Origin of the sequence: Hydrogenovibrio halophilus DSM 15072 (assembly GCF_000384235.1) — a bacterium.
Taxonomy (GTDB): Bacteria; Pseudomonadota; Gammaproteobacteria; order Thiomicrospirales; family Thiomicrospiraceae; genus Hydrogenovibrio; species Hydrogenovibrio halophilus.
Map to the genome: position 1 here is coordinate 171,682 of NZ_KB913033.1, position 25,358 is coordinate 197,039.

Here is a 25,358-nt window from a genome sequence, read left to right on the forward strand (position 1 = left end):
ATCAACGACAGCCTCAAACGGTTGGGGCGCGCCTAAAACAAAGGCACAGCCGGAATAACTTGAAAAAATTCAATTTTGTATTGATATAAGCCGGTCTATTCTAACGCAAATCACCGACCCCGACCATAGAGGATTTGAGGGTTTTGATTCGGTCGCGCAAACTGGCCGCCGCTTCGAAATCCAAATCCTTGGCTGCCTTGTACATTTTCTTTTCCACCTGCTTGATTTCAGCGGCCAATTCGGCCGGTGTTTTGTGGGCGTCTTCACCGATGGCAAAAGGGGCTTGCGTTTCGGCGACCTGATCTCTGGCCCGTGATTGGCTGGGCTTTTTGGCATAGGGCGAGTCTTCGAGAATGTCGGCGACTTTTTTGTTGAGTTTCTGCGGGGTAATGCCATGGGCTTCATTGTGCGCAATCTGTTTGTGCCGACGGCGCTCGGTTTCATCCATCGCCTTCTGCATGGAACGGGTGATTTTGTCGGCATAAAGAATCGCCTTGCCTGCCACATTGCGCGCGGCACGGCCAATGGTCTGAATCAATGAGCGGTCCGAACGTAAAAAGCCTTCCTTATCCGCATCCAGAATCGCCACCAGCGACACTTCGGGAATGTCCAGACCTTCCCGCAACAGGTTGATGCCCACCAGCACATCGAACTCACCCAGCCGAAGGTCCCGGATGATTTCAATTCGCTCGACGGTGTCAATGTCCGAGTGCAGATAGCGCACCCGAACCTGATGTTCTTCCAGATACTCGGTCAGATTTTCCGCCATGCGTTTGGTCAAGGTGGTCACCAGCACCCGTTCTTCGACCTCGACCCGCTTGCGAATTTCGCCCAACAAATCGTCCACTTGCGTGGTCGCCGGACGCACTTCAATTTCCGGATCGACCAGACCGGTGGGACGCACCACCTGCTCGACCACTTTCGATTGGTGCTCGGCTTCGTATTTGGCTGGGGTGGCCGAGACAAAAATGCACTGCGGCATGACCCGTTCAAACTCATCAAACCGCATCGGACGGTTGTCCATGGCCGACGGCAGACGGAAACCGTAGTTGACCAGGTTCTCTTTGCGCGAACGGTCGCCTTTGTACATGCCGCCAATCTGCGGAATGGTGGCATGGCTTTCGTCAATCATCATCACCGCATCCGGCGGCAGATAATCCAGCAGCGTCGGAGGCGGCTCGCCCGGCCCCCGGCCGGACAGATAGCGCGAATAGTTTTCGATGCCCGAGCAATAGCCCAGTTCGGCCATCATCTCAATGTCGAGACGGGTGCGTTCTTCCAGTCGTTGTGCCTCGACCAGCTTGCTGCGCTCGCGCAAATCGGCCAGACGCTCGACCAGCTCGACTTTGACCTGATCAATGGTTTTGAGAATCTGTGTGCGCGGGGTCACATAATGGGACTTGGGGTAGACCGTGATCCGGGTCGGACGACTGATCAATTCGCCCGTCAGGGGGTCAAACCATGCCAGCGCCTCCACCTCGTCATCAAACAGCTCAATCCGAATCGCAAACTCATCGGCTTCGGCCGGAAACACATCGATCACATCCCCACGCACCCGAAAGGTCCCGCGCCAGAGTTCGGTTTCGTTGCGGTTGTACTGCATGGTGCTGAGTTTTTCCAGAATCTCACGTTGGGGAATCTGGTCACCCAGACGCAGTTGCAGAATCATTTTCAGATACTGGTCCGGGTCCCCCAGACCGTAAATGGCGGAAACGGTGGCAATCAGCACCACATCGCGCCGTTCCATCAGGGCCTTGGTGGCCGACAAGCGCAACTGCTCAATCTGTTCATTGACCGAGGCGTCTTTGTCGATGTAGGTGTCCGAAGCGGGCACGTAGGCTTCCGGCTGATAATAGTCGTAATAGGAGACAAAATATTCCACCGCATTGTCCGGGAAAAATCCTTTCATCTCACCATACAACTGCGCCGCCAGGGTCTTGTTGTGGGCCATGATAATGGTTGGGCGCTGGACCCGTTCGATCACATTGGCCATGGTGAATGTTTTGCCCGAGCCGGTCACACCCAGCAGCGTCTGAAAGGCTTCGCCGTCTTCCAGCCCCTCAACCAATGCATTGATTGCCCCAGGCTGATCCCCAGCCGGCTCGTATTGTGAAACCATCTTGAAACGTTTCGCCACAATCCCTCTCAAATTCCCTTAAAAAACACGCGCAGGCGTTGTAAAATAGCCTTAACAAAAAACGAGACCTTTGCACGGAATCGCCATGTGTTTTGCGACCTGTCCATGAAACGCTTTTTCAATCCGGTCATTTTAACGCAATCACATCTGCGAGTTACAAACGTTCCGCATCGAACCCATAAAAACGAGTAGCCTTTTATGTCAAGACTGTCAGATCGCGTCAATCGAGTTCAACCCTCTCTTACGCTGGTGATCACCGCCAAAGCCGCCGAACTCAAACGGGCCGGCAAAGACGTGATCAGTCTGGGCGCTGGCGAACCGGATTTTGACACGCCCGATCACATCAAAGCCGCCGGGATTCGTGCCATTGAAAACGGCCAGACCCGCTACACCGCAGTCGATGGCACCCCGGAACTGAAAGAAGCGATCATGGCCAAATTCAAACGCGACAATGGCATCGACTACCAGATGGACGAAATCCTGGTCTCGTCCGGCGGCAAACAAAGTTTCTACAACCTCTGCCAGGGCCTGCTCAATGACGGCGACGAAGTGATCATTCCTGCGCCTTACTGGGTGTCTTATCCCGACATGGCACTGTTGGCCGGCGGCAAACCCGTAGTGCTGGAAACCGGAATTGAGCAGCGCTACAAAATCACGGCGGAACAACTCAAAGCGGCAATCACCGACAAAACCCGAATGATGGTGATCAACAGCCCATCCAACCCATCAGGGGCCGTCTACTCGCGCGATGAACTCGCCGCAATCGGTGCGGTGCTGGCGCAACATCCGGAAATTGTCATCGCCTCGGACGACATGTACGAGCACATCATTCTGGGTGAGACCCCTTTCACCAACATTCTGCAGGTCTGCCCGGAACTGAAAGACCGCACCGTGGTCATGAACGGCGTGTCCAAAGCCTATGCCATGACCGGCTGGCGCATCGGCTATGCCGGCGGTCCCAAGGATCTGATCGGTGCCATGCGCAAAGTGCAATCTCAAAGCACCTCCAATCCCTGTTCCATTTCCCAGGCTGCCTCAGTCGAAGCGCTGAATGGGCCACAGGACTGCATCGACACCATGGTCACGGCGTTCAAACAGCGCCATGATTTTGTGCTCGAGACCGCCAACCGGATTCCCGGCATTCAGAGCATTCCCGCAGCCGGCGCTTTCTATGCGTTTCTGGATGTGCGCGAGGCGATGAAAATAAAGGGGATGGAAAAGGACGCCGACTTTGCGACGGCTCTGCTGGAACAACAGGAAGTCGCCGCCGTCCCCGGTTCAGGTTTCGGCGCACCGGGGTATTTGCGCATTTCCTTCGCCACCAGTCTGGACCATCTGAAAGAAGCGCTGAAGCGACTGAAAACGTTTATGGAAACTTAACCCGGATATTCACCTTCCAGTTAAGAAGCAACCTGAACGGCGATTTTAAACCCAAGGGCATGCAACAGTTTGTCCAGCGTTTCAAATTTAGGTTGCGTCTCACCATTCAACACACGGTAGAGATGTTGACGATTGAGCCCACTGAGTTGGGCGGTTTCACTCATACCTTTCTCTCGCACCAAATGGCGAAGACCATCCAAAAGGCCGTCAATCCCGCCTTCTTCAAGGAAGGCCGAAAGGTAAAGCGCCATGTCTTCCTGAGTCTCAACATTTTGCGCAAATTGAAATTCATTCAGTTGCAATGCCATCGCTCCCCTCCAATCGTGCGCTTAGCGCTTTGGCGCTTCAAAGTTTTTGAACAGATTGCAACAGACACAACAAGGCCGCATAAGCGCGGCCTTCGCTGAATTCGGGGTGGGCCAGCAACTCGGGCCAGTCTTTCAGTGGCCAGCGAATCACTTCAAGCGGTTCGGGTTCGTCGCCTTCGGCGGGGTCTTCGACCAAATCTTCGGCCAGAACAATGTGGGTATGGTGGGACATGTAACCGGCCGCCAGAGTGACGGTATCCAGCTTTTTCAGCGATCTGGGGCGGTAACCGATTTCTTCACGCGCTTCTCGCTCGGCCGCCTCCAGCCAGGACTCACCGGGATCGATCTTGCCTTTGGCAAACCCCAGCTCATAACGCCCAACGCCTGCGGCGTATTCACGGATCAAAATCAGGTCCTCGCCAATCAGCGGGACAATCAATACCGCCCCTTCCACAGAGCTGACCAGACGTTCAAATTCAACGCGCGTCTGGTTGGGGTATTCGATTTCCAGCCCTTCGACTTTGAAGACACGGGTGTGTGCCAGGGCCTTTTTCGATAGAATGACTGGGTGAGACGTTTTTTCCATAAAATCATCATACGCAAAGCGAATCAAAAATGCGAGAGAGCCCCCAGAAAAAGCCTTTGAAGCCGGTGACACTGCCCTGGTCCGAGATTGACACCGTCCTGCTCGACATGGATGGCACCCTGCTGGATCTGCACTTTGATTTCCATTTCTGGATGGAATATGTGCCCCAGAAATACGCCGAGAAAAACGGCCTGTCTGTCAAGGAAGCCAGCCAGCTGATCCGGCAGAAAATCCATTCCCAGACCGGCACCCTGAACTGGTATTGCCTGGATTATTGGCAGGAACAGCTGGGTTTGCCCATTGTCGAGCTCAAGCACGAGCTCAAACATCTGATCGCCGAACACCCGGAAGTGATTCGCTTTCTGGCCAGTCTGCGGGCGCTGGACAAACAGGTCATCATGGTCACCAATGCCCACCGCGACAGCCTGGCCATCAAACTGGAACAGACTGAGATCGGCGAATACTTCGATGCGATGGTGTCTTCACACGATTTCGGACTGCCCAAGGAAGCCACTCAATTATGGGCGCACATTCGCAAGCAAACGCCATTTGCACCCGAACGCACCCTGCTGATTGACGACAACCTGACCGCGCTGCGTTCCGCCCGCGAATACGGCATTGCCCACCTGCTCTGTGCGGTCCACGTCAGCCCCAGGCTCGACTTTGTCAACCCACAGGAGTTTGCGGGGTTTGAACATTTCAGCCAGATCATCCCCTCCTGACTCGGGGAAAACTGCGCCAAAAAACTACCAGGCCTGGTTAAAACCCCATCAGGCTGGCGTCAGCCGATAAGCGGTCTCAACGGTGGCCACGCCCTTGCGTTCAAAGCGCACGCTTTCCAACACGTCCACATGGTAATCGGGCGCATAGAGTCGTTCGATCTCAGCGCGACCGACACTGAAAGGCGGCCCTGAAAGCGCAGCCTGATCATACTCCATCGCAATCAGCATCTGCGGCACCGTCTGAGGCAGAATCGCTTTCATGTGGGCCACATAGTCCTGGCGCATTGACGGGGGCAACGCAATCAGGGCCGCCCGGTCGTACACCGCTCCCACTTCGGCACAATCGCGGGCGCGCAAATGAAAGAAATCCCCGCAGAACAGCGCCAGGCCATCGACTTCGTAGCCGGTCAAATCCGGATGAGACGTGGGCGTGCCCACCAACCGGTGCTCTTCCAGAAAATCCTGCAACGCTTTTTCGCTGAGTTCGACGCCGATCACGGAATGCCCCAGCTCTTTCAGCCAGAGCATGTCCAGGGTTTTGCCGCAAAGCGGCACCAGCACGGACGTCTGATTGTCCAGCCCCAGGCGCTGCCAATGCGCCTGCAAAAACCGGTTGATGTCCGCCTGATGAAACCCGACCCGGCCGCTGTGCCACATCTGATGCCAGAAATCCGCCTGCATACCGCTCCCGTTTGTCTGCTTGCACGCAAAGTCTGCGCAAATTCGATGGCAACCATTATAATGGGCGCATGACAAAAAAACAGCACAACACCCCCCAACGATTCTGGCAGAAGCACTGGGTCAAAAACCTGCTGTGGATGCTTGTGTTTCTGGCTCTGTTTCTGCTGCTGCGCCCGTTCATGCAGGGCGATGTGGTCGAAGGCCAGGCCCCGGATTTTGCCGCCACCACTCTGGAAGGCGAACCGGTTCGACTGAGCGACTTCAAAGGCCAGGCGGTGCTGGTGCATTTCTGGGCGACCTGGTGCCCCATTTGCGAATTCGAAATCGACGGCATTGAAACCGTGGCCGAACACTGGCCGGTCATCAATGTGGCAACTCAGTCCGGCTCTGACCAAACCCTGCACGACTATGCAGACAAACACAATATGAACCCGGCGCACATCGTCAATGACGCAGACGGCGAACTGTTTGCCCGTTACGGGGCCAAAGCGGTCCCGGCAACGTTTGTGGTGAATCCCGAAGGCCGGATTGAATTTGTGGAGGTGGGCTATTCCACCAGCTGGGGGCTGAGAGCGCGACTCTGGTGGGCGAGTCAATGACGCACGGGACACTGGCACCATGATCAAAGCCCTGAAGCGTCTGGCCGGAAAATCGGCCAAACCCGAGCTGGTCGATTGCGTGCGCGATGAATATGGGCTGATGCAAGTGGTGGACACCGCCACCACACGCAGTCTGTACTTCAATACACTGGTCGAACAAAGCCGCCAGTTTCTGCATGCACCGATGACACTGGGGTTTGAGTACCAGCAGTCATTGTTTGACCGGATACTGGCGTTTGCACAGGACCATGCCGTATCCAATACCCCCAAAATCTGCATGCTTGGGGTCGGTGGCGGCACGCTGGCCACGCATTGTCATTATGCCCTGCCTGCGGCCCCGCAAACACTGGTAGACATTCGTGAAAGCGTCTTTGATCTGGCCCACGATTATTTTGGCCTGCCGCACACACCGCTCATTCAAACAAAGTGCCAAGACGCCGAAGCCTTTGTGTATGAGGCGGCACAAAACTCTGACCCTGCGTTCGACACTGTTTTCGATATTTGGGTGGTAGACCTGTATGATCAGCACACCATGCCCGATGCGTTCAGCGAACCGGGGTTTTTGCATCAACTGGCGGCCTGTGTCAAACCACCAGGCCTGGTACTTTTCAACCTGTGGTGTGGCAATGCCAAAGCCACGGCTCAGGTGATTGAATTCTGGGAGCAACAGGGTGATTTCAGCGTGACCAGTTACCCGACCGTGAACACCGGCAACATTGTGCTGGCCGTACAGGCCCGAACGTAACGACCGACAACCTTAAACATCAGGAACGATTCCCTTTTTATGGCTTTACTACATCTTCGCGACATCGAATTGAGTTTTGGCACCCAGTGCATTTTCGACAAGGCCCAACTGACCATTGAGCGCAACGAACGGGTCTGCCTGGTCGGGCGCAACGGTCAGGGAAAGTCCACCTTGCTGAAAATTATTGAAGGTTCCATGGAACCGGACCGCGGCAGCCGCGTTTTGCAGGACGGCCTGCGCATCACCAAACTGCAGCAGGAAGTGCCCAATGACCTGACCGGCTCGGTCTTTCACATCATCGCCGAAGGCCTGGGCGAAGCCGGCCAGTTGCTGGAGCAGTTCGCGGAACTGACGCACAGAATGGCCACCGACAGCGATCCCAAAATATTCGAGGCCTTTAGTCAGGTGCAGCAAAAACTGGATGCGGTCGATGGCTGGTCACTACAACAGAATGTCGACACACTGGTGTCCAAACTGGCATTGCCGCCCGAAGCCGAATTTGCCGACCTGTCCGGCGGCATGAAGCGCCGGGTGCTGCTGGCGCAGGCCCTGATTCGCTCACCCGACATACTGTTGCTGGACGAGCCCACCAACCATCTGGACATCGCCGCCATCGACTGGCTGGAACCGTTTTTGAAATCGCTCAACTGCACCCTGATCTTCATCACCCACGACCGGGCCTTTTTGCAGGCTTTGGCCACGCGCATCATCGAACTCGACCGCGGCCATTTGAGCAGTTGGGAGTGCGACTACGAAACCTTCTTGAAACGCAAAGCGGAAAAGCTCGAAGCCGAAGCCAAAGCCGCCGCCGAATTTGACAAAAAACTGGCGCAGGAAGAAACCTGGATTCGCCAGGGAATCAAAGCCCGTCGTACCCGCAACGAAGGCCGCGTGCGTGCGCTGGAAAAGTTACGCGCCGAACATCAGGAACGTCGCCAGCACGTGGGCAAAGCCAGTCTGCAGACCAACCAGAGCCAGAACACCGGCAAGCAGGTGATCGAAGTCAAAGACCTGTCATTTGCCTGGCCCAACCTGACCGTGGTCAAGGACTTCTCCAGCCTGATTCTGCGTGGCGACAAGGTCGGCCTGATCGGTCCCAACGGCTGCGGCAAATCCACCCTGCTCAAACTGCTGCTGGGCGAACTGGCCCCGGACGCCGGACAGGTCAAACTGGGCACCCATTTGCAAGTGGCCTATTTTGACCAGCACCGGGCCCAACTGGACCCGGAGCAGAAAGTGGTCGACAGCATTTCGGACACTTCGGACCATGTGGAAATCAATGGTCAGCGCAAACACGTGATGGGCTATCTGCAGGACTTTCTGTTTACGCCCGAACGTGCGCGCCAACCGGTCAAAGCGCTGTCGGGCGGTGAACGCAACCGCCTGCTGCTGGCGCGCATTTTTGCCAAACCCGCCAATTTGCTGGTACTGGACGAACCGACCAACGACCTCGACATCGAAACCCTGGAACTGCTGGAAGAGCTGCTGTTGAACTACAAGGGCACCGTGATTCTGGTCAGCCACGACCGGGCGTTTCTCAACAGCGTGGTCACCAGCTCGATTGTGTTTGATGCCCCGGGACAGGTCCACGAATACGTGGGCGGCTACGACGACTGGTTGCGCCAACGACCGGACTGGGTCAGCTGGGACAACTTTGCCGAGCAGAAAATGCCGGGGGCCAAGCAGAACCCGCCTGACAAAGGCCAGTCGGAAACGACGCCGGCCACTGGCAAATCCGCCAGCAAGTCATCGGACAATAAAGCATCGACCGGCAAACCCAAAAAGCTCAGTTTCAAAGACCAACGGGCCTACGATGCCCTGCCCGAGCAGATCGAAGCCCTGGAAACCCGGCTCGAAGCCTTAAGCGAACAGGTGAGTGACCCGGACTTTTATCAAACCCCGGATTACCAGAGCACACTGGATCATATCCAGACTTGTGAAGACGAACTGGAAGCCGCCTTTGCCCAGTGGGAGACACTGGAAGCCAAGCGGCAAAGTTAGCGACTGGATTAGCCACTCTCGCAAATGAGATGAGCCAGATGAAATGATAAACGTTTTCATTAATGGGTTTTCAGAAGGTGACGAATTTGTTAAGATCGCAAATTGGTTATTTGGCACCAGTAGTGCTTACTAAAACCGAAACCGCTAGATATTGTGGGAAGACGCCCGCTTTCAGACATTTTATCCAATTATGGGGAATCGATTCATGAGCTGTCAGGAAAAACATTCGTATTCAACGTTTTGCCGGTCTTCGAATAACGCGCTGAAAGAGCCGATGTTCTTCGGTCAGAACGTGAATGTGGCGCGTTATGACCAGCAGAAACACCCCATTTTTGAGAAGCTGATTGAAAAACAACTGAGCTTTTTCTGGCGTCCGGAAGAAGTCGATCTCTCCAGTGACCGGGGCGAATACGCCAAGTTGCCCGAGCATGAAAAACACATTTTCATCTCCAACCTCAAATATCAGACGCTGCTGGATTCGGTGCAGGGGCGCTCGCCCAATGTGGCGCTGCTACCACTGGTCTCGATCCCCGAACTGGAAACCTGGATTGAAACCTGGTCGTTCTCCGAGACCATTCACAGCCGCTCCTACACCCATATTATCCGCAACATCGTGTCCGATCCGGGCATTGTGTTTGACGACATTGTCACCAATGAAGAAATCGTCAAGCGCGCGATTTCGGTGACCGAGTATTACGACAAACTGATTCACCTGACCAATCGCATGTACGCCGAAGAAATCGATCTGGCGCAAAATGATGCCTTCCGCAAAGAAGTCAAAACCGCGTTGTTTTTGACCATCGTTTCGGTGAACGTGCTGGAAGCGATTCGGTTTTACGTGTCCTTTGCCTGCAGCTTCGCGTTTGCCGAACGCTCCCTGATGGAAGGCAATGCCAAGGTGATCAAGCTGATTGCACGGGACGAAGCCCTGCACCTGTCCGGCACCCAGCACATCATCAATCTGATGACCGAGGGCAAGGACGACCCAGAGATGATGACCATTGCCCAGGAAAACCGCGACAAGGTCGAAGCCATTTTCCGCGAAGCCGCCGAGCAGGAAAAGCAATGGGCCGATTACCTGTTCCGAAACGGTTCCATGATCGGCTTGAATGCCAGCATTCTCAAGGATTACGTGGAGTACATCACCAATATCCGTCTGAGAGCGATCCGATACGAGCCGATTTTTGAACAGAAGAGCAATCCCCTGCCCTGGATGAACAACTGGCTGGTGTCGGACAATGTGCAGGTCGCGCCTCAGGAAGCGGAAATCAGTTCCTATCTGGTGGGCCAGGTGGATTCCAAAGTCGATCAGGACGACTTCAACGACTTCAATCTGTAACCCAACCGCCGCAATACCCAAACCGGCTACCCCCTCAGCCGGTTGAAACCCAAAACTGACCAGGCCTGGTCAGTTTGCCAATGGGTTTTCCCAGTTCCTCCCGCTCCCTGTCACTTCAAAAAACTGTCACAGGACCCACATCCGGCTGTCATTTTTGCGGGATAAACTCTCAAGAATGAATTCTTTAGTCATGGCGTTCTTGCGCCACAGCGATTACCACCAGCGTCCGGACACGCCCAGTGCTTTGCAGCCCTGGGGTCTGACAGACAAAGGGCGGGAACAGGCCAGAGCCGGAGCGCACAATCTGATGGATTGGGCCAAAGCGCAGGGTTTCATTCTGGACCCGGCGATTGTCTGTTCCACCAGCCTGCGTGCCTGGCAGACCGCCCAGATCATTGCCACCGAACTCAACCAGAACAAGGCCCCGTTCCCGGTCACCGGGCGTGCCACCGATCAGGTGTTTCACCCCGTCAGTCTGTTGCCGTTACATGAACGCTCGGTGGGCGCTGCCGCCAACCTGACGCTCGATGAAATCGAACAGGCCCTGGCCGCGGACCCGCGCCATGCGGTGCCCGCCCCCGGCTGGAAGTCGGACAGCCATTATTGTCTGCCTTTTGAGGGTGCCGAATCCCTGATTCAGGCCGGGCACCGGGTCAAAACCGCTTTGGAAACCCTGTGTCAGCCTCTGGCCGAAAACATTCAGGCCAACACCTTGAAAGTGGTGATCGGCCATGGTGCCAGTTTTCGCCACGCCGCCTACCTGATGGGCGTGCTACGCTTTGAAGACATTCATCAACTGTCGCTCTATCATGCCCGGCCGCTGTTGTTTCGCTACACTCCCGGCCAGAACCCGGCCTGGGTGCAACTCAGTGGTCAGTGGAAACAGCGTACCGCCAGCGACCCTTCCCCCACCCCGGATTAACCCAAGGAATCTGTATGCCCTCTGCCAATGCACTGAACACCGAAACATGGCACCCAACCCTGGCCGAACCCTCACGTCCCTGCCATCAATGGATGCAGGCTTTGGCGGCCGATGAGAGACCGCAATGGGGCATCAGTGGGGACCAATGGCTCAGTCCGAATCAAGACACCTATTTTTTCTGTGATCTGCACGCCGATGCCGACGCCTTTCTGCGCTCGCTCAAGTTAAGCGGACTGGTCACACGAGACAGCATTTTAAGCGATCTGGCCCTGACTTCCGCCGGTCAGCGCAGTCAGATCATCATCGGCGGTGATTGCTTCGACAAAGGTCCGAGCAACCTCGAACTGCTGTCTTTGATCGGCCATCTTTATCGAATTCACGCCGATGTGGTGCTGCTGGCCGGCAACCATGACATGCGCGTCTATGCGGGGTTGATGGCACTGGACGTGATGGACGATCTGCGTCAGGCGCACTTTTTTATTCGCATGGGCCGCAAAACCGTCCCCTTGTTTGCCGAAATTTACGCTTACGGACAACAACACCTGAACGAAACCCTGTCCCCCATGACCGAAGCGCAAATCAAGCAAGCGCTGTTGCCACCACCGGAATGGTTTGAGTTTTTCCCAGCCTGGGCCCAAGGATTCATGCCCAAAGCCAAAATCCAAAAAGAACTGAAACGGGTCAAGCAGAAACAGATCGAATTTTTTCAAGCCTGTGGCGAGGCGGGACTGAGTCTGCGCCAGCTCTATCAGGCCACGCTCTGGGCCAAAGAAACCCTGCTCAAACCAGACGGTGCCTTTGGCTGGTTTCTGCAGTCGCTGGATTTGTTGCACATCAACGGCAGCTACTGCTTCAGTCACGCCGGACTGGACGATCAGATGGCCATGCGTCTGCAGGTGCAGACGCCCGAGCAGATCAACCGGCATTTTCGCCAGCAATTGTTTGAAGGTCGAATCTTTCAGCTGTACTACAGCGCACTGGGCAACACCTTTCGCACCAAATACCGCGCAGGGGATTATCCGCTGACCCCCAGAGGGGTGCGTATGCTCAAGGAACGGCGGATTTATGCCATGGTCAATGGCCACCGCAGTCACCCCAATGGCCAGCAATTGTTTGTGCGCGAGGGCTTGCTCAATTTTGAATGCGACACCCAGCTCAATGCCAATTGTCGGCGCAAAAAGCAGCGCCACAACCCCGGTGAAGCTGTTACAATTTTCCATTCCGATGGACGGGTTCAGGGATTGAGCGCCGATTACCCGGCGATCAAACAATTCCACCCCGATCATCTTAACCCGGATGTTTCATGAATCCTTTTGAATGAAGCCTTTCATGAAACAAAGGGCTCTGACTGAGAATGGTGCTGGGAGGTTGCATGGGCAAAAAGAACAAACGTTTTGAGCACGAGTCGCTTCAGGACAAGGACGCCATTGTCTGTTACCTGAAAGCCGTGATTCAGGGCTTCAAAAAAGGGGCGATCGAGGTCTCCGACGAAGAAGACACCATCACCCTGAAACCGGAAAAGCTGGCGAACCTGAAGATCAAAGCCGATCAGAGCAAGAACGCCCAAAGCCTCAACATCAAAATCCAATGGTCTTCGGACCAGAGCGAAGATTTTGAGGAGACGCCTTTGTTCATTGATCCCAAAACGCCCAAGAAAAAGAAAAAGTCCTAAGACCTCAGCATGCAACAGCCCGCCTCATTATACGAACCCTTGCGGTTTCTGACCCTGGAACTGCAAAAGCAACTCTACCAGGTGGAAACTTACCTGGAGTCGGGCGACCTGAGTCAGGCCGAGCAAAGCCTGAAGCGGGTGGACTACATTGACAATCACCACCTGAATCTGCTCCGACGCATCAGCGAACAGACCAAAACACCGGACCAGACCCAACCGACCGACTCGGTGACCCTGCAGAGCTACGACCACATCAACCATGGTCTCAAAGCCCTGTCGCGCCAACTTCAGGCCATCGTTTTTCAGGCTCGAAACGCCCCCAAAACCGCGTTTCGCTTGCTCAACAAAAAACGCGTGCATGCCACCTTCAAACACCTGACCAGTGGGCTGGAACTGATTGAACCGGCGATTGAGGCCGATGATTCCACCCTGGCGATTGATATCTGCCGTCTGCAGGTGCGAATTGATCAGGTCTGTCAGGCCCAGCTGGACAAATACCAGAACCGGCTGCGCAAAGGCCAACAGACCGATGCCCTGCTCAATGCCAGCTTTATTGTGCGCGACTTGGGCCGTCTGGGCGAAGCCCTGTTACGGATCGGCGAAGGCATTATCTCCGCCAATCTCGGGCAGATGATCCAGATCGAACGCTACCATTCGCTGGAAGCGACCCTGTCGGCGCTGTCGTTGAACCCACAGGAAGAAGCTCTGACCATCCGCACCATGGGAGAAACCAAATCCGGCTGCACCATCTCCGGCGTCATGTCTTCTCAGGAGTCGGAAGGCGAAATGCTGGCGGTGTTCAAGGCCGGGGACAAGGCCAAGCTCAAGGAAGAAAAAACCGGCATCGAAAACTGGCACGAAGTCTATCCGGGCATCGCGCCCCAAGTGTATTCCTACCACAAAAGCGGCAACAAGGCCGCATTGCTGTTTGAATACCTGACCGGCGACACCCTGGAAAAACTGCTGCTGGAGCGCGACCGCAAAACCCTGCGCGAGGCGCTTCAAGCGCTGTTTCAAACCCTGGACAACATCTGGCAGGAAACCCGGATTGATTCGGTCCTTCCGGCCCACTTTATGCGGCAATTGAAAAAACGGCTCAAAGACATTTATCAGGTGCACCCCGAACTGGAATCCCAGAGCGTGACCATCAGCGGGGTAAAAAACGCCAACATGAAAACCCTGATTGACCAGGCGGAGGCCTTTGAACAGACCCTGACCACCCCACAGGCCGTGTATGTGCATGGCGACTTCAATCTGGACAACATTCTTTATGATACCCTGTCGAGAGACATCAATTTTATTGACCTGCACCGCTCGGATTACACCGATTATGTCCAGGACCTGTCGGTGCTGATGGTCTCTTGTTACCGGCTCAACCGTTTCGGTCCGCAGGACCGGAAACTGATTGCACAAACCATGCTCGCGATTTACGATTACGGGCACAGCTGGGCACAGAAAATCAACGACACCGATTACGATCTGCGTCTGGCACTGGGGCTGAGCCGGTCTTTTCTGACCTCCACCCGTTTTGTGCTTGATGCCAGCCATGCCAAAGCCATGCAATTTCGTGCCCGCTTTTTGCTGGAATCGCTGCTAAAGCTCACGCCCGAGCAGGCAAGCACTTACAAAGTCCCCAAAGAGATCTACCATGACTGATCAGACCCTCAAAATTGCCGTGGTCGGCATTCCCGGAAAATGGTCGACCGAGGTCTTGGCCGATGCCATTGAAGCCAGAACCGGCTTTCGACTGGTCATTGACATTGAACAGGTCGTGGCGGACCTGGCCAGCAATGAGGTCACTTATCTCGGCCATTCCCTTTGCGATCTGGATGCCATCATTGTCAAAAAAATCTCTCAAACCTACAGCCCGACGGTGATTGACCGGCTGGAAATTCTGCGGTTTGTGGAAAAATGCGGGGTCAAGGTCTTTTCCAAACCCAGCGAAATCATTCGTCTGGTTGATCGCATGAGCTGCACCATTTCCCTGAACCGCGCGGACATTCCCATGCCGCCGACGGTGATCACCGAAAATCTGGACGCCGCCGTCGAGACGGTCAAAACCTACGGGGAGGCGATTCTGAAACCCCTGTTTTCCACCAAGGCCCGGGGCATGGAAGTGCTCAAAGCCAAAGACGGGGCCAAAAGCCTGCGCCAGCAATTGCAAGCCTATTACGACAAACAGGGGTTTTTGTATCTGCAAAAAAAACTGAACCTGCCTGGACAGGACATGGGGCTGGTGTTTTTGGGCGGCGAATATCTGGGCGCTTACGCCCGCATCAGCGGCGACAAAAGCTGGAACACCACCATCTATGCGGGTGGCAAATACGCCCCCGCCACGCCCTGTGCTGAGACCATTGCCTTTGCCCAAAAAGCTCAGGCCCAGTTTGATTTGAGCTACACCACCGTGGACATGGCCGAAACCGAAGACGGCCCGGTCTGTTTTGAAGTCTCGGCATTCGGTGGTTTCAAGGGCGCGCAGGAAGGCTTGCAGCTGGACATTGCCGATCACTACGCCCAGTTTGTCATCGACACCCTGACCGCATGAACACACCCTCCTTTCCGACCCATCTGAATGCGCTCAGAAACCGGCTCAAAACGGCGCATGCCTCCCATGCCCTCACCCTTCAGTTGCCGCAGATGACTCTGCGCATCCGCACCGATCAGGCGGCACTGGCGCAAACCCTGAGCGACTATTTTGCCCCCTGCCTTATCCAGCCGGCACCCAGGTCCCAACCGGACCTTGAAATTCTGGCGCTGGAATCGTCCGAGTGGCTCAGTCTGGGAGAGAACTGGCAGGACTGGCAAAGAGAACCGGGGAAATCCGGGCGCAAGGATGCGATCTTTGACTTCAGTGACGAAGAACGGTTTGTCTACAAGGTCAAAACCGGGATGGTCTTTTGGCAAAACCCGCATCAGCCCACCGCCATCGGCCCCGTGAACCGGCATCCCAATCAAGTGATTAATTTTGCTCTGACCCAATATCTGAATCACCACCTCAATCAGGGCTGGCAACTGGGACACTGTGCCGCCCTGACTCTCCAAAACCGGGGGCTTGCCATTGCCGGATTGTCCGGAGGGGGCAAGTCCACGCTGATGCTGCATTTGCTCGAGTTGGGCCAGGCCTTTGTCAGCAACGACCGTTTGCTGATTCGGCCCGATACCACAAGGCCTGGTCAATTTTGCATGCGCGGGATTCCCAAATGGCCCCGCGTCAATCCCGGCACCCTGCTGCACAACCATCGACTCAAGACCATGCTGTCACCGCACACCCAGGCAGAACTCTCGGCCATGCCCGCAGACGCTTTGCGACAACTGGAAGACAAATACGACGTGCCGGTTCAGACATTTTATGGCGATGCGGCCATTCGGATGGAAGCGCCGCTGGACGCATTGATTGTGCTCGACTGGGGCGATGAGCGCGCTGAAACCACGCGGTTAAACGTGACCACACTCAAGGATGCGCCAGAGCTGGTCGCGGCCCTGGCCAAAAGCCCGGGACCGTTTTATGCCAAATTGAGCGAAGACAGCCAACTCCCTGACCGGAATCGCCGTTTTCTGGCCAACGGCCAGCCACCCAACCAGTCAACCTATCTGGCAACACTGGGCGACCTGCCCTGCTGGGTCCTGCAAGGCCGCTGGGATTTTGAACAAGCGCTGGTCTTGATTCGGCAACAACTGGAACGCTAACCAACGCTAACCCAAGGTTGGCGTGCTGGTTGGCGTGTCTTCGAACTGACGACGCCCCGGCGATTTGAGACGTCCAAGCGTGCGCACCCAGGCTGCGCCAAACAGAATCACGGCCCAGAGACCATACAACCAGACCAGAAAAAACGGAATGGCAGCAAAGGCCCCGTAAATCAGATTGTAGGCCGCAAATTCGGTCACATACCACTCAAAACCGATGTTCAACGCCACCAGCAACAGGGTCGCCACCAAAGCGCCACTCAAAGCGTCCAACCAATGCACTTTGGCGGTCGGCACAAACCGATACAACAGCGTCAGACCCAAAAGGTACAGACTCAGCGGTAACCATTGCGCCAACTGAGGCCACTGGTCGCCAGGGCCTGATGCCGCCAGCCAGGACTGCAAGGTCACCCCCAAAGCCAGAATCACCGGACCGGCAAAACTGAGTCCGAAATAATGCAGCAAACTGACCCACCAACGTCTGCTGCGACGATTTCGCCACATCCGGTTGATTTTCTGGTCGATCTGCGTCAGCAGCAACAGGCTGGTCAGCACCATTAGCCAGGCACTGATGCCGGTCAGATTGGAGGCCTGCCCGGAAAAGTCGGTCAGATGGGTTTCGATCATGGGGATGGCCGAGGGCGTCAGCCAGTGCACCAACGCCTCCACCCATTGTTCACTCAGACGCTGGAACTGCTCTGTCGCCGAAAACACGGTCAACAACAACGCCAGAAGCGGCACCATCCCCAGCAAGGTGGTGAAGGCCAGCACCATAGCACTGTCGGTGCCGTCCTGTTTCCAGAAGTGGTGCCCGCTCAAGCGAATCAGGCGCAGCAACAACCAGCGTTTCATGGCGCTTTGATCACCTCAAACTGTCCGGTGGCACTGGCCAGTTTGACCCACTGTCGCAACAGTCCCGCCTGCGCCAGAAGCGCGTCGCGCTCGGCGCGATAACGGTCCAGCTGGGCGGCCAACAGATCCAGGGTCGAACCACGCCCGCTTTCCAAGTCCTGAGACAGCGACTGCACACGGCTCTCTCTGGCCTGGAGCAAATCGTCCACCGCCTCAAGCAAAGACTGTTGCGCCGCCAGACTCTGCCAGGCTTCCGATGCCTTTGCCATCAATTCGGCCTGCCTCTGACGGTGCAGGGTGGTCGCTTCCTGGCGCTCGGATCGGGCGCTTGCCATGCGCGCCTTAGTTTCCCCATGGCGGTAAAACGGCCATTCCAGACGAACACCGCCCAGCACGCCTTGCATGTCATCGTAGAAATAATCATCGGATTCATTATAAACCCAACCACCGAACGCCTCCACCTTCGGTGCATTGGCACTGCGCGCCAGATCGACCTTGGCCTGCATCTGCTCACCCTGGCGGTTCAACCGAACCAAATCCGGGTGGGCGTCCACCCATTGCCGCCAGTCCGGCTCCGATGCCAGCGTCCGCCAAGCAGAAGGGCGACGCTGGTCGATCTTGGCCAGCGAACCTTTCCAATCCAGGTGGCGCTGCGCCAGCGAAGCTTTCTCTGACGCGGGCAGTCCTTCAAGCAACGCCTCAAGACGGCCGGTGACTTCAGCCTGGGTCTGACGATTCTGTGCCAGCCGGACCCGGTTTTGCGAACGCTGGGCTTGTACTTCGGCCCAGTCACTGTGGCTTTGCTGCCCCAGTGACAAACGCTCGGACAACTGGTTTTGGATGTCGGCCAGCGCATGAGCTTCGCGTTGCAGATAGCGTTGCGCCACCCGCACTTCAAACCGTTCGATCACCGCATTGGCCACCTCCGTCAAAACCTGCAACCGCGCCTGCCCCAGACGGGCCTGGTTTTGCGCAGTCCGGGTTTGTGCCAGCGTTTGCCGAGCGCTCAGTTCCGGCCGATACAAAGGCTGCGTCACCTCCAGACGATTGGCCGAACGGGCGTAATCGGCCATTTCCATCACCCGGTAACTGATCTCGGATTTTAAACTGACGCTGGGCCCCAGGCTGGCATCGGCCGCATCCTGGTCAAAACGCGAAGCCGCTACCGAGGAACGTTGCGCGGCAACCTGCCCATTGTAACGCTCGGCCCAGTCCAGCCATTGTGACAAATCGACGGCCTGGGTCGCATCCGGGGCCCCATTCGGCGACTCATTTGACGACTCGGCCCAACCGATCGCCGCCCAGAAAACCCCAATTATGACCAGGACTGCTTGTTTAAGAAACCGTTGCATCGACTTTCTCCTTGTTATCGTCGTTATGAGCCTGCGGCCAGGAACGATAGGCCCACAGGGACAACACAGGCAATAAAATCATCGACACCACCGGTGCCGAGATCATGCCGCCGATCATGGGCGCGGCGATGCGTTGCATCACTTCCGACCCGGCCCCGCCGCCGAACATGATCGGCGACAGGCCGACCACAATCACACTGACCGTCATCGCCTTGGGGCGCACACGCTGTACCGCGCCCTGCATAATGGCCGCCTGCAGTTCGGACTGACTGGTCAGTCGGCCTTCGGCCTGGGCTTCTTTGATGGCGTCTTTCAGATACAGCATCATCACCACACCGAACTCAGCCGCCACACCGGCCAATGCAATCAGACCGACGGCGACCGCGACGGAGAAATCGTAATCCAGCCACCAGACAAACCAGACCGCCCCCAACAGGGCGACCGGAATCACCGACAGGATCATCACCGCCTCACGCATGCTCTGAAATACCAGCGCCAGCAACACGAAAATCACCAGCACCACCAACGGCACCATCCAGGTCAAATCGGCCTTGGCCTGTTGCCACTGTTCAAACTGCCCCGACCAGGTCAGACTGTACCCTTGCGGCAGGTCAACGGCCTCAGCCACTTGTTTTCGGGCCATTTCCACAAATCCGGCCAACCCCACATCCGGGGACAAGTCCACAAAGGTCCACCCGGTCAGTTGCGCGTTTTCCGACTTGATCATGGCCGGACCCGTTCGGATGCGGATGTCCGCGATCATGCCCAGTTGAATGTGGGCCCCACTCGGGGTCACAATCGGCAGAGTCTCCAGCGCCTGCTTGGAATCACGCCAACTCTGGGGAAAACGCATTGTCATCGCATAACGTTCCCGACCTTCGATGGTTTCCGTCAGGGCTTGACCGCCGACAGCGGTGGCCAGCATTTCGCTGAGCTGACGCATCGACAACCCATAGCGGGCCGCCGCCACCCGGTCCGGAATCACATCCAGATAACGACCGCCTTGCGAACGTTCGGAAAACACCGAACGCACGCCTTCGATCTCGGACAGTGCCGATTCCAGCTGACCACCGATGTCTTGAATGACGCCAAGATCCGACCCGGCGATTTTGATGCCCACCGGGGTTTTGATGCCGGTGGAAAGCATGTCGATCCGGGTTTTGATGGGCTGCACCCAGGCATTGCTGACCCCGGGCACATCCACCGCGGCGTCGAGCTCGGAAATCAATTTTTCCAAGGTCATGCCCTCGCGCCACTCGTCTTTGGGTTTGAGCGAGATCGTGGTCTCAATCATGGTCAAAGGCGCCGGATCGGTGGCGGTATCGGCCCGACCGATTTTGCCGAACACCGTTTTCACTTCCGGAAACGCTTTGATCATGGCGTCGGTTTGCTGCAACAAATCCTGTGCCGCACCAATCGACAGGCCCGGCAGTGTGGTCGGCATATACAACAGATCACCCTCTTCCAGCTTGGGCATGAACTCGGTGCCCAGTTTTTGCCAGGGATACAGCAACGAGACCATCAACACCAGTGTCAGCACCAGCACGCTTTTGGGCCAGGACAGGCACAAACGCAACACGGGCCGATACATGGCAATCAAATAGCGATTGACCGGGTTTTCGGTCTCACTTTTCAAGCGTCCGCGAATCAGATAGCCGATCAGCACCGGCACCAGCGTAATCGCCAGACCTGCTGCCATCGCCATGGCCCAGGTTTTGGTCAGAGCCAAAGGGCTAAACAGGCGACCGGCCTGCTCCTGCAACGCAAACACCGGCAAAAAGCTCAAAGCGATCACCAGCAACGACACAAAAATCGGTGCGCCCACCTGCTGGGTGGCTTTCTGAACCAGTTGCCAATGTTCCGCGCCTTCGGCCACGCGACCATGCTTGTTCTGAAACGCCAGTAAGTGTTTGTGGGCGTTTTCAATCATGACAATGGCCGCGTCCACCATGGTGCCGATGGCAATCGCGATCCCACCCAGGGTCATGATGTTGGCGTTGACGCCCATTTGGTAGAGCACCGCAAACGCCCCCAGGATGCCCAAAGGCAAGGCCACCAGTGCCACCAGGGCCGAACGCAGATGCCACAGAAACAGCAGTGACACCCCCAAGACCACCAGCATTTCCTGCCAGAGTTTGTCGGTGAGCGTGTTCAAGGTGCGCTGAATCAGCCCGGTACGGTCATAGGTTTCAACGATTTCCACCCCTTCGGGCAAACTGTCTTTCAGGGTGGCCAGTTTTTGTTTGACCGATTCGATCACCGCCATGGCATTGGCCCCGGCGCGCATCACCACGATGCCGCCCACCACTTCGCCTTCGCCATTGAGTTCGGCCAGGCCTCTGCGTGGGGCCGGCACAAATTCAATTTTGGCGATGTCTTTCAGCAAAACCGGGGTTTGGTCAGAACGCACTCCGACGGCGACTTCTGACAGATCGCCCAACTTATCGACGTACCCCTTGAGCGCAACCATGTACTCGGCCTGTCCCAGTTCGACCACCGAAGCGCCCTTTTCGACCGACGCTTCCCGAATCGCCTGTGCCACCTGGGCGACCGGCAGATTGTGGGCCCGAAGCGCATTGGGGTCCACCGTCACCTGGTATTGGCGTACCATGCCACCGATGGAAGCGACTTCGGCCACGCCCGACACCGATTGCAGTTCGAATTTCAAAAACCAGTCCTGCAGGCTGCGCAGGCTGGCCAGATCCTGCTCTCCGGACTTGTCCACCAGAGCATACTGATACACCCAGCCAACCCCGGAGGCATCCGGCCCCAGCGCCGGGACCGCATCTTCCGGCAGGTCGTCAGCGGCCTGATTCAGGTATTCCAGCACCCGGCTTCTGGCCCAGTAAAGGTCCGTGTCTTCTTCAAACAACACATACACATAAGAATCGCCGTAAAACGAATAACCCCGGACCGTTTTGGCTTTCGGCACCGCCATCAGCTGACTGGACAGCGGGTAGGTCACCTGGTTTTCGACCACCTGCGGGCTTTGCCCCGGATAAGCCGTTTTGACAATGACTTGCACGTCCGACAGATCCGGAATCGCGTCCACCCCGGTGCGCTCCCAACTGAACCAGCCGGCCAGGCCCAGAGTCAGCGCCAGCAACAACACCAGTCCGCGTTGGCGGAGACTCCAACCAATGATTTCAGTGATCATGCTGAACCTCCCCGGAATCCTTCTGTTCCGATTCTGTTTGGGTCGGTGAGTCAAAATCGTCCGACGAATCCGAGTCATCAGAGGACTGGAAACGATTGAGGTTGGACTGAATGCGACTTTCGGAATCGATCAAAAACTGCCCGGAAACCACCACTTCATCGCCCTGTGCCAGACCGGAGAGAATTTCCACCATGCCCCGCGTCTGCATGCCAGTGGTGACCGTCTGCACCTGAAAACCACCGGATTCAAGCCGCGTGACCACCCGCTTTTCGCGTCCATCATCAATCACTGCCGCCAGTGGCACCGCCAGAACCTGATGTTTGGGGCCACCATAAATCACCACGTCCGTGGCCATATTGGGACTCAAACGGCCCTCGGCATTGGGCAGCGCAATGCGCACCTTTTTGGCCAGTGTCACCGGATCAAGATTGGGTTCAATGTAGTCAATCTGGCCTTCCCAGGTCGCCTCCGGAAACGCTTTGGTGGTGACCTCCACCGTCAAACCGGTTTTTAACCAGGCCTGGTGCAAAGGCAACACATCGGCCTCGACCCAGATCTGTGACAGATCCACGATCTGAAACAACTCGTTCTGGGGACGGATGTACATCCCTTCCTGGATGCGAAGATTCTTGATCACTCCGGATTGCGGAGCAAAAAACGGCACACGCTGAATCAGCTCGCCTTTCTGGGCTAAGGTCTGCACCGTTTTTTCCGCCATGCCCAGATGACGCAAACGGCTTTTGGCCGAGCGTACCAACGACGAGGCACTCACCGGTTGCCCAGACGTGCCGGAGGATTGACGCCGCAAGGCCAACAGATAATCCTGTTGCGCCGCCACCAATTCGGTGGAATATATCCAGAAAAGCGGTTGACCTTTTTCCACCCGGTCGCCATCGGCTCGGACCTGAAGGTCGTAAACCCAGCCCGCCGTCAACGGGTGAATGTGGCGCAGGCGGGTCTCATCTGGCTGGACCCGGCCGAAAGTTTCGATGTATTTCCAGAGGGTGGTGCGTTCGACCTTCTGAGTCCGCACCGAAAACGATTGGCGGGCGGCCATCGTTTCGGAAGAAGAAGACGATGACCCCACCACCGGTTTGGATTGGGTTTGTTCCAGTTGTTTTTCAACCAGATCCATGCCGCAAATAGGGCAAGTTCCCGGATGATCCTGCACAATCTGTGGGTGCATCGGGCAAACGTAGCGGGTGTTGGCAAAAGCTTGCGGAACCAACAAGCACCCGGCTAGCCCCTGTATAAATTGACGCCTGTTCATAAGTCACTCCTGTAAAGCGTACGAGCGATCATTGCCCGAACCTTTCGGTTATCGATGAATTGGGAAATCAGAGTGGGTCAGGTGACCCGAATGAAATCAGGCAGAAAAACGCGGGGGACGCAGCAGGCGCTCAAGCGCTCGCTGATGCAAGGAAGCCACGGCTTCGACAGGCGAAGGTGACGCCGTCCAAGCCGTGACCGATGTCGGTTTGGTGTTAAGAAGAAAGAGTTGGCCCATCATCAGGCAACCAGGGCCACACTGACAGGTATCGGAAAAACAGTCGTTGCAATCCTGTGAGTGGGTCGCGTGCGATTGGTTTGAGCGTGCCGCCGAATCGTTGGGAGCATGATGCGCCGCGCACTCGGTGGTCTGCTCCATGGCCGTCTGTTTCACAGAAGCCTCCGAGTCGGACGCCATCTTCAAATCGGCACTGGTCGTTGCAGCAAATGTCAGGCACAGCAAAGCAATCAGCCATCGGCGTGACCATGCCAATCGATCCCTGAAGACAATTTTCAACGACGTATTCATGTTTTTGATCGTACCGAAGCCTACTCCAGCTTGCATTAGATAATTTTTATGCGGGCATAAAAAAACCCCGCTGCAAAGAACGGGGCACAAAGATCGATCACGACTCAAGTGAGCCGTTGATCAACGCAGATCAGGAAAAAATGTCTGCGGTAATGTTATTGAACCAGGAATAGGCGTACTGCACTTCGCGTTTGCGCATTTCCTTGTTCAACTTACCGGGCGTCAACCCACCTGAACCGGCCACCTTGGCGATGGCACCGTTTTCATACTTGTAGACCATGGCCACTGAAATGGCTTCGTCCTTGCCAACGATGGAGTAACAGGTATTCACCCAGGAAGGCTCCACCATTTCCTTGCCAGTCAGCGAGGCGTAAACGCCCATGGCACAAACTTTGGCTTCGGAGTTGGCCGCATAACCGGATTTTGGCAGAGGCGAGGCAATGGACGAATCGCCGACCACAAACACGTCTTTTTTGACGGTCGAGGCAAATGTCTTGCCATCAATCGGACACCAGTTGCCATCGGTCAACCCGGCTTTGAACGCAATGTTCCCGGCTTTCTGGGCAGGAATGATGTTCAACACATCGCCCTGAACGGTTTTGCCGCTGGCGGTGGTCACGGTTTTGGAAGCCGTATCCACTTTGACCACACCGTCACTGCCATACCATTCGATCATGGCGTTATCGGTTTTGTACCCATAGTGACGTTCCCAGGCTTCTTCAAACAGACCCATTTTGGAGAATTTTGGCTTGGGATCCAAAATCACCACTTTTGAATTGGGCTTGTTTTCCTTGAGGTACTTCGCGATCAGCGAGGCACGCTCATAAGGCCCTGGAGGACAACGGAAAGGGTTTGGCGGTGGCGCAATCACCACGATACCGCCGTCTTTCATGTTTTGCAGCTGCTTGTGCAATTCCGCCGTCTGGGGACCCGCCTTCCAGGCATGCGGGATCGATTTGGCCACCTCGGCGTCATAACCTTCAATGGAATCAAAATCGAACTGCACCCCGGGCGCGACCACACAACGGTCATAGGCCAGAGACTTTCCACCTTTGGTTTTGACTTGTTTGCCATCAGTGTCGATGTCGGTCACTTCATCAAACACCACTTTGATGCCGTGGCTTTTCAGGCCGTCGTAATCAAAGGTAATGGTGCTGATGTCACGATCCCCGGCGATCACCTCATTGGACATGAAGCAGGTGTGATACTGCTTGTTTTTCTCGACAATGGTCACGTCCATTTTCGGGTTAAGCTTTTTCAGATACTTTGCCGTGGTGCCGCCACCGACGCCGCCACCGACAATGACCACCTTCTGACTGGCGGCAAACGCCAGTTTCTGATAGCCAAACATGGCTGTGCCCGCCATACCGGCGGCCGACATTTTTAACAGATTTCGTCTCGTTACTTGCTGTGTCATGGTCCG

At 56.0% G+C, this 25,358-nt stretch carries 22 protein-coding genes; 12 read left to right on the plus strand and 10 right to left on the minus strand.

The window, feature by feature from the left end; all coding sequences use genetic code 11:
• Window positions 1-100: 100 nt before the first annotated feature.
• The gene (uvrB, locus tag A377_RS0100840; protein WP_028485149.1) at window positions 101-2,137 is read right to left on the minus strand and encodes an excinuclease ABC subunit UvrB; all 2,037 of its coding nucleotides are present in this window, start codon (window positions 2,135-2,137) and stop codon (window positions 101-103) included.
• 198 nt (window positions 2,138-2,335) lie between these two features.
• On the opposite strand from uvrB, the gene A377_RS0100845 reads away from it, so the two are divergent.
• Entirely contained in the window at window positions 2,336-3,517 is a 1,182-nt protein-coding gene (locus A377_RS0100845; protein ID WP_028485150.1) for a pyridoxal phosphate-dependent aminotransferase, read from the plus strand.
• Window positions 3,518-3,537: 20 nt separating this feature from the next.
• Here A377_RS0100845 and A377_RS0100850 read toward each other — a convergent pair whose 3' ends face one another.
• Both A377_RS0100850 and nudE read right to left on the minus strand, forming a co-directional pair.
• Window positions 3,538-3,825, minus strand: a complete 288-nt coding sequence (locus tag A377_RS0100850; protein WP_019894175.1) for an addiction module antidote protein — start codon at window positions 3,823-3,825, stop codon at window positions 3,538-3,540.
• 37 nt (window positions 3,826-3,862) lie between these two features.
• Window positions 3,863-4,411 (minus strand): ADP compounds hydrolase NudE, encoded by a 549-nt coding sequence (nudE, locus tag A377_RS0100855; protein WP_028485151.1) that lies wholly within the window; start codon window positions 4,409-4,411, stop codon window positions 3,863-3,865.
• Between the two features lie 29 nt (window positions 4,412-4,440).
• Between nudE and yrfG the strand changes: the two genes are divergently transcribed.
• On the plus strand, window positions 4,441-5,133 hold the full coding sequence (gene yrfG / locus A377_RS0100860) for a GMP/IMP nucleotidase (RefSeq protein WP_019894177.1): 693 nt from the start codon (window positions 4,441-4,443) through the stop codon (window positions 5,131-5,133).
• Between the two features lie 48 nt (window positions 5,134-5,181).
• On the opposite strand, the gene tmpT is transcribed toward yrfG, so the two are convergent.
• Window positions 5,182-5,814 (minus strand): thiopurine S-methyltransferase, encoded by a 633-nt coding sequence (gene tmpT, locus A377_RS0100865; RefSeq protein ID WP_019894178.1) that lies wholly within the window; start codon window positions 5,812-5,814, stop codon window positions 5,182-5,184.
• 68 nt (window positions 5,815-5,882) lie between these two features.
• On the opposite strand from tmpT, the gene A377_RS0100870 reads away from it, so the two are divergent.
• The 10 genes from A377_RS0100870 (at window position 5,883) to A377_RS11545 (ending at window position 16,779) form a co-directional block, all read left to right on the plus strand.
• Entirely contained in the window at window positions 5,883-6,413 is a 531-nt protein-coding gene (locus A377_RS0100870; RefSeq protein WP_019894179.1) for a protein disulfide oxidoreductase, read from the plus strand.
• 19 nt (window positions 6,414-6,432) lie between these two features.
• Window positions 6,433-7,158 carry a spermidine synthase gene (locus tag A377_RS0100875; RefSeq protein WP_019894180.1) on the plus strand — a complete coding sequence of 242 codons (726 nt, stop codon included), beginning with the start codon at window positions 6,433-6,435 and terminating at the stop codon, window positions 7,156-7,158.
• Between the two features lie 39 nt (window positions 7,159-7,197).
• Window positions 7,198-9,159, plus strand: coding sequence for an ATP-binding cassette domain-containing protein (locus tag A377_RS0100880; RefSeq protein ID WP_019894181.1), 1,962 nt, complete (start codon window positions 7,198-7,200; stop codon window positions 9,157-9,159).
• A gap of 205 nt (window positions 9,160-9,364) precedes the next feature.
• On the plus strand, window positions 9,365-10,498 hold the full coding sequence (gene nrdB, locus A377_RS0100885) for a class Ia ribonucleoside-diphosphate reductase subunit beta (RefSeq protein ID WP_028485153.1): 1,134 nt from the start codon (window positions 9,365-9,367) through the stop codon (window positions 10,496-10,498).
• A 175-nt stretch (window positions 10,499-10,673) separates the two neighbouring features.
• Complete coding sequence (locus A377_RS0100890; protein WP_028485154.1) at window positions 10,674-11,420, plus strand: histidine phosphatase family protein; 747 nt, start codon at window positions 10,674-10,676, stop codon at window positions 11,418-11,420.
• A 14-nt stretch (window positions 11,421-11,434) separates the two neighbouring features.
• Entirely contained in the window at window positions 11,435-12,727 is a 1,293-nt protein-coding gene (locus A377_RS0100895) for a metallophosphoesterase (protein WP_019894185.1), read from the plus strand.
• Window positions 12,728-12,792: 65 nt separating this feature from the next.
• On the plus strand, window positions 12,793-13,092 hold the full coding sequence (locus A377_RS0100900; protein ID WP_019894186.1) for an amphi-Trp domain-containing protein: 300 nt from the start codon (window positions 12,793-12,795) through the stop codon (window positions 13,090-13,092).
• 9 nt (window positions 13,093-13,101) lie between these two features.
• Window positions 13,102-14,748, plus strand: coding sequence for an aminoglycoside phosphotransferase family protein (locus A377_RS0100905; RefSeq protein WP_019894187.1), 1,647 nt, complete (start codon window positions 13,102-13,104; stop codon window positions 14,746-14,748).
• A complete protein-coding gene (locus tag A377_RS0100910; protein WP_019894188.1) occupies window positions 14,741-15,637 on the plus strand; it encodes a GAK system ATP-grasp enzyme in 897 nt (298 codons plus the stop codon). The genes A377_RS0100905 and A377_RS0100910 overlap by 8 nt, the downstream gene beginning before the upstream one ends.
• Complete coding sequence (locus A377_RS11545; protein WP_019894189.1) at window positions 15,634-16,779, plus strand: HprK-related kinase B; 1,146 nt, start codon at window positions 15,634-15,636, stop codon at window positions 16,777-16,779. Before A377_RS0100910 ends, A377_RS11545 begins: the two co-directional genes overlap by 4 nt.
• 6 nt (window positions 16,780-16,785) lie before the next feature.
• Here A377_RS11545 and A377_RS11550 read toward each other — a convergent pair whose 3' ends face one another.
• The 6 genes from A377_RS11550 to A377_RS0100945 form a co-directional block, all read right to left on the minus strand.
• Window positions 16,786-17,628: a YihY family inner membrane protein gene (locus A377_RS11550; protein WP_019894191.1), complete on the minus strand. Its 843-nt coding sequence runs from the start codon at window positions 17,626-17,628 to the stop codon at window positions 16,786-16,788.
• The gene (locus tag A377_RS0100925; protein WP_019894192.1) at window positions 17,625-18,980 is read right to left on the minus strand and encodes a TolC family protein; all 1,356 of its coding nucleotides are present in this window, start codon (window positions 18,978-18,980) and stop codon (window positions 17,625-17,627) included. The genes A377_RS11550 and A377_RS0100925 overlap by 4 nt, the downstream gene beginning before the upstream one ends.
• Entirely contained in the window at window positions 18,964-22,137 is a 3,174-nt protein-coding gene (locus tag A377_RS0100930; protein WP_019894193.1) for an efflux RND transporter permease subunit, read from the minus strand. Before A377_RS0100930 ends, A377_RS0100925 begins: the two co-directional genes overlap by 17 nt.
• Complete coding sequence (locus A377_RS0100935) at window positions 22,127-23,407, minus strand: efflux RND transporter periplasmic adaptor subunit (RefSeq protein WP_157760659.1); 1,281 nt, start codon at window positions 23,405-23,407, stop codon at window positions 22,127-22,129. Before A377_RS0100935 ends, A377_RS0100930 begins: the two co-directional genes overlap by 11 nt.
• 96 nt (window positions 23,408-23,503) lie before the next feature.
• Window positions 23,504-23,935, minus strand: a complete 432-nt coding sequence (locus A377_RS0100940) for a CopL family metal-binding regulatory protein (RefSeq protein WP_019894195.1) — start codon at window positions 23,933-23,935, stop codon at window positions 23,504-23,506.
• A gap of 130 nt (window positions 23,936-24,065) precedes the next feature.
• Entirely contained in the window at window positions 24,066-25,352 is a 1,287-nt protein-coding gene (locus A377_RS0100945; protein WP_028485155.1) for an NAD(P)/FAD-dependent oxidoreductase, read from the minus strand.
• Window positions 25,353-25,358 lie beyond the last annotated feature (6 nt).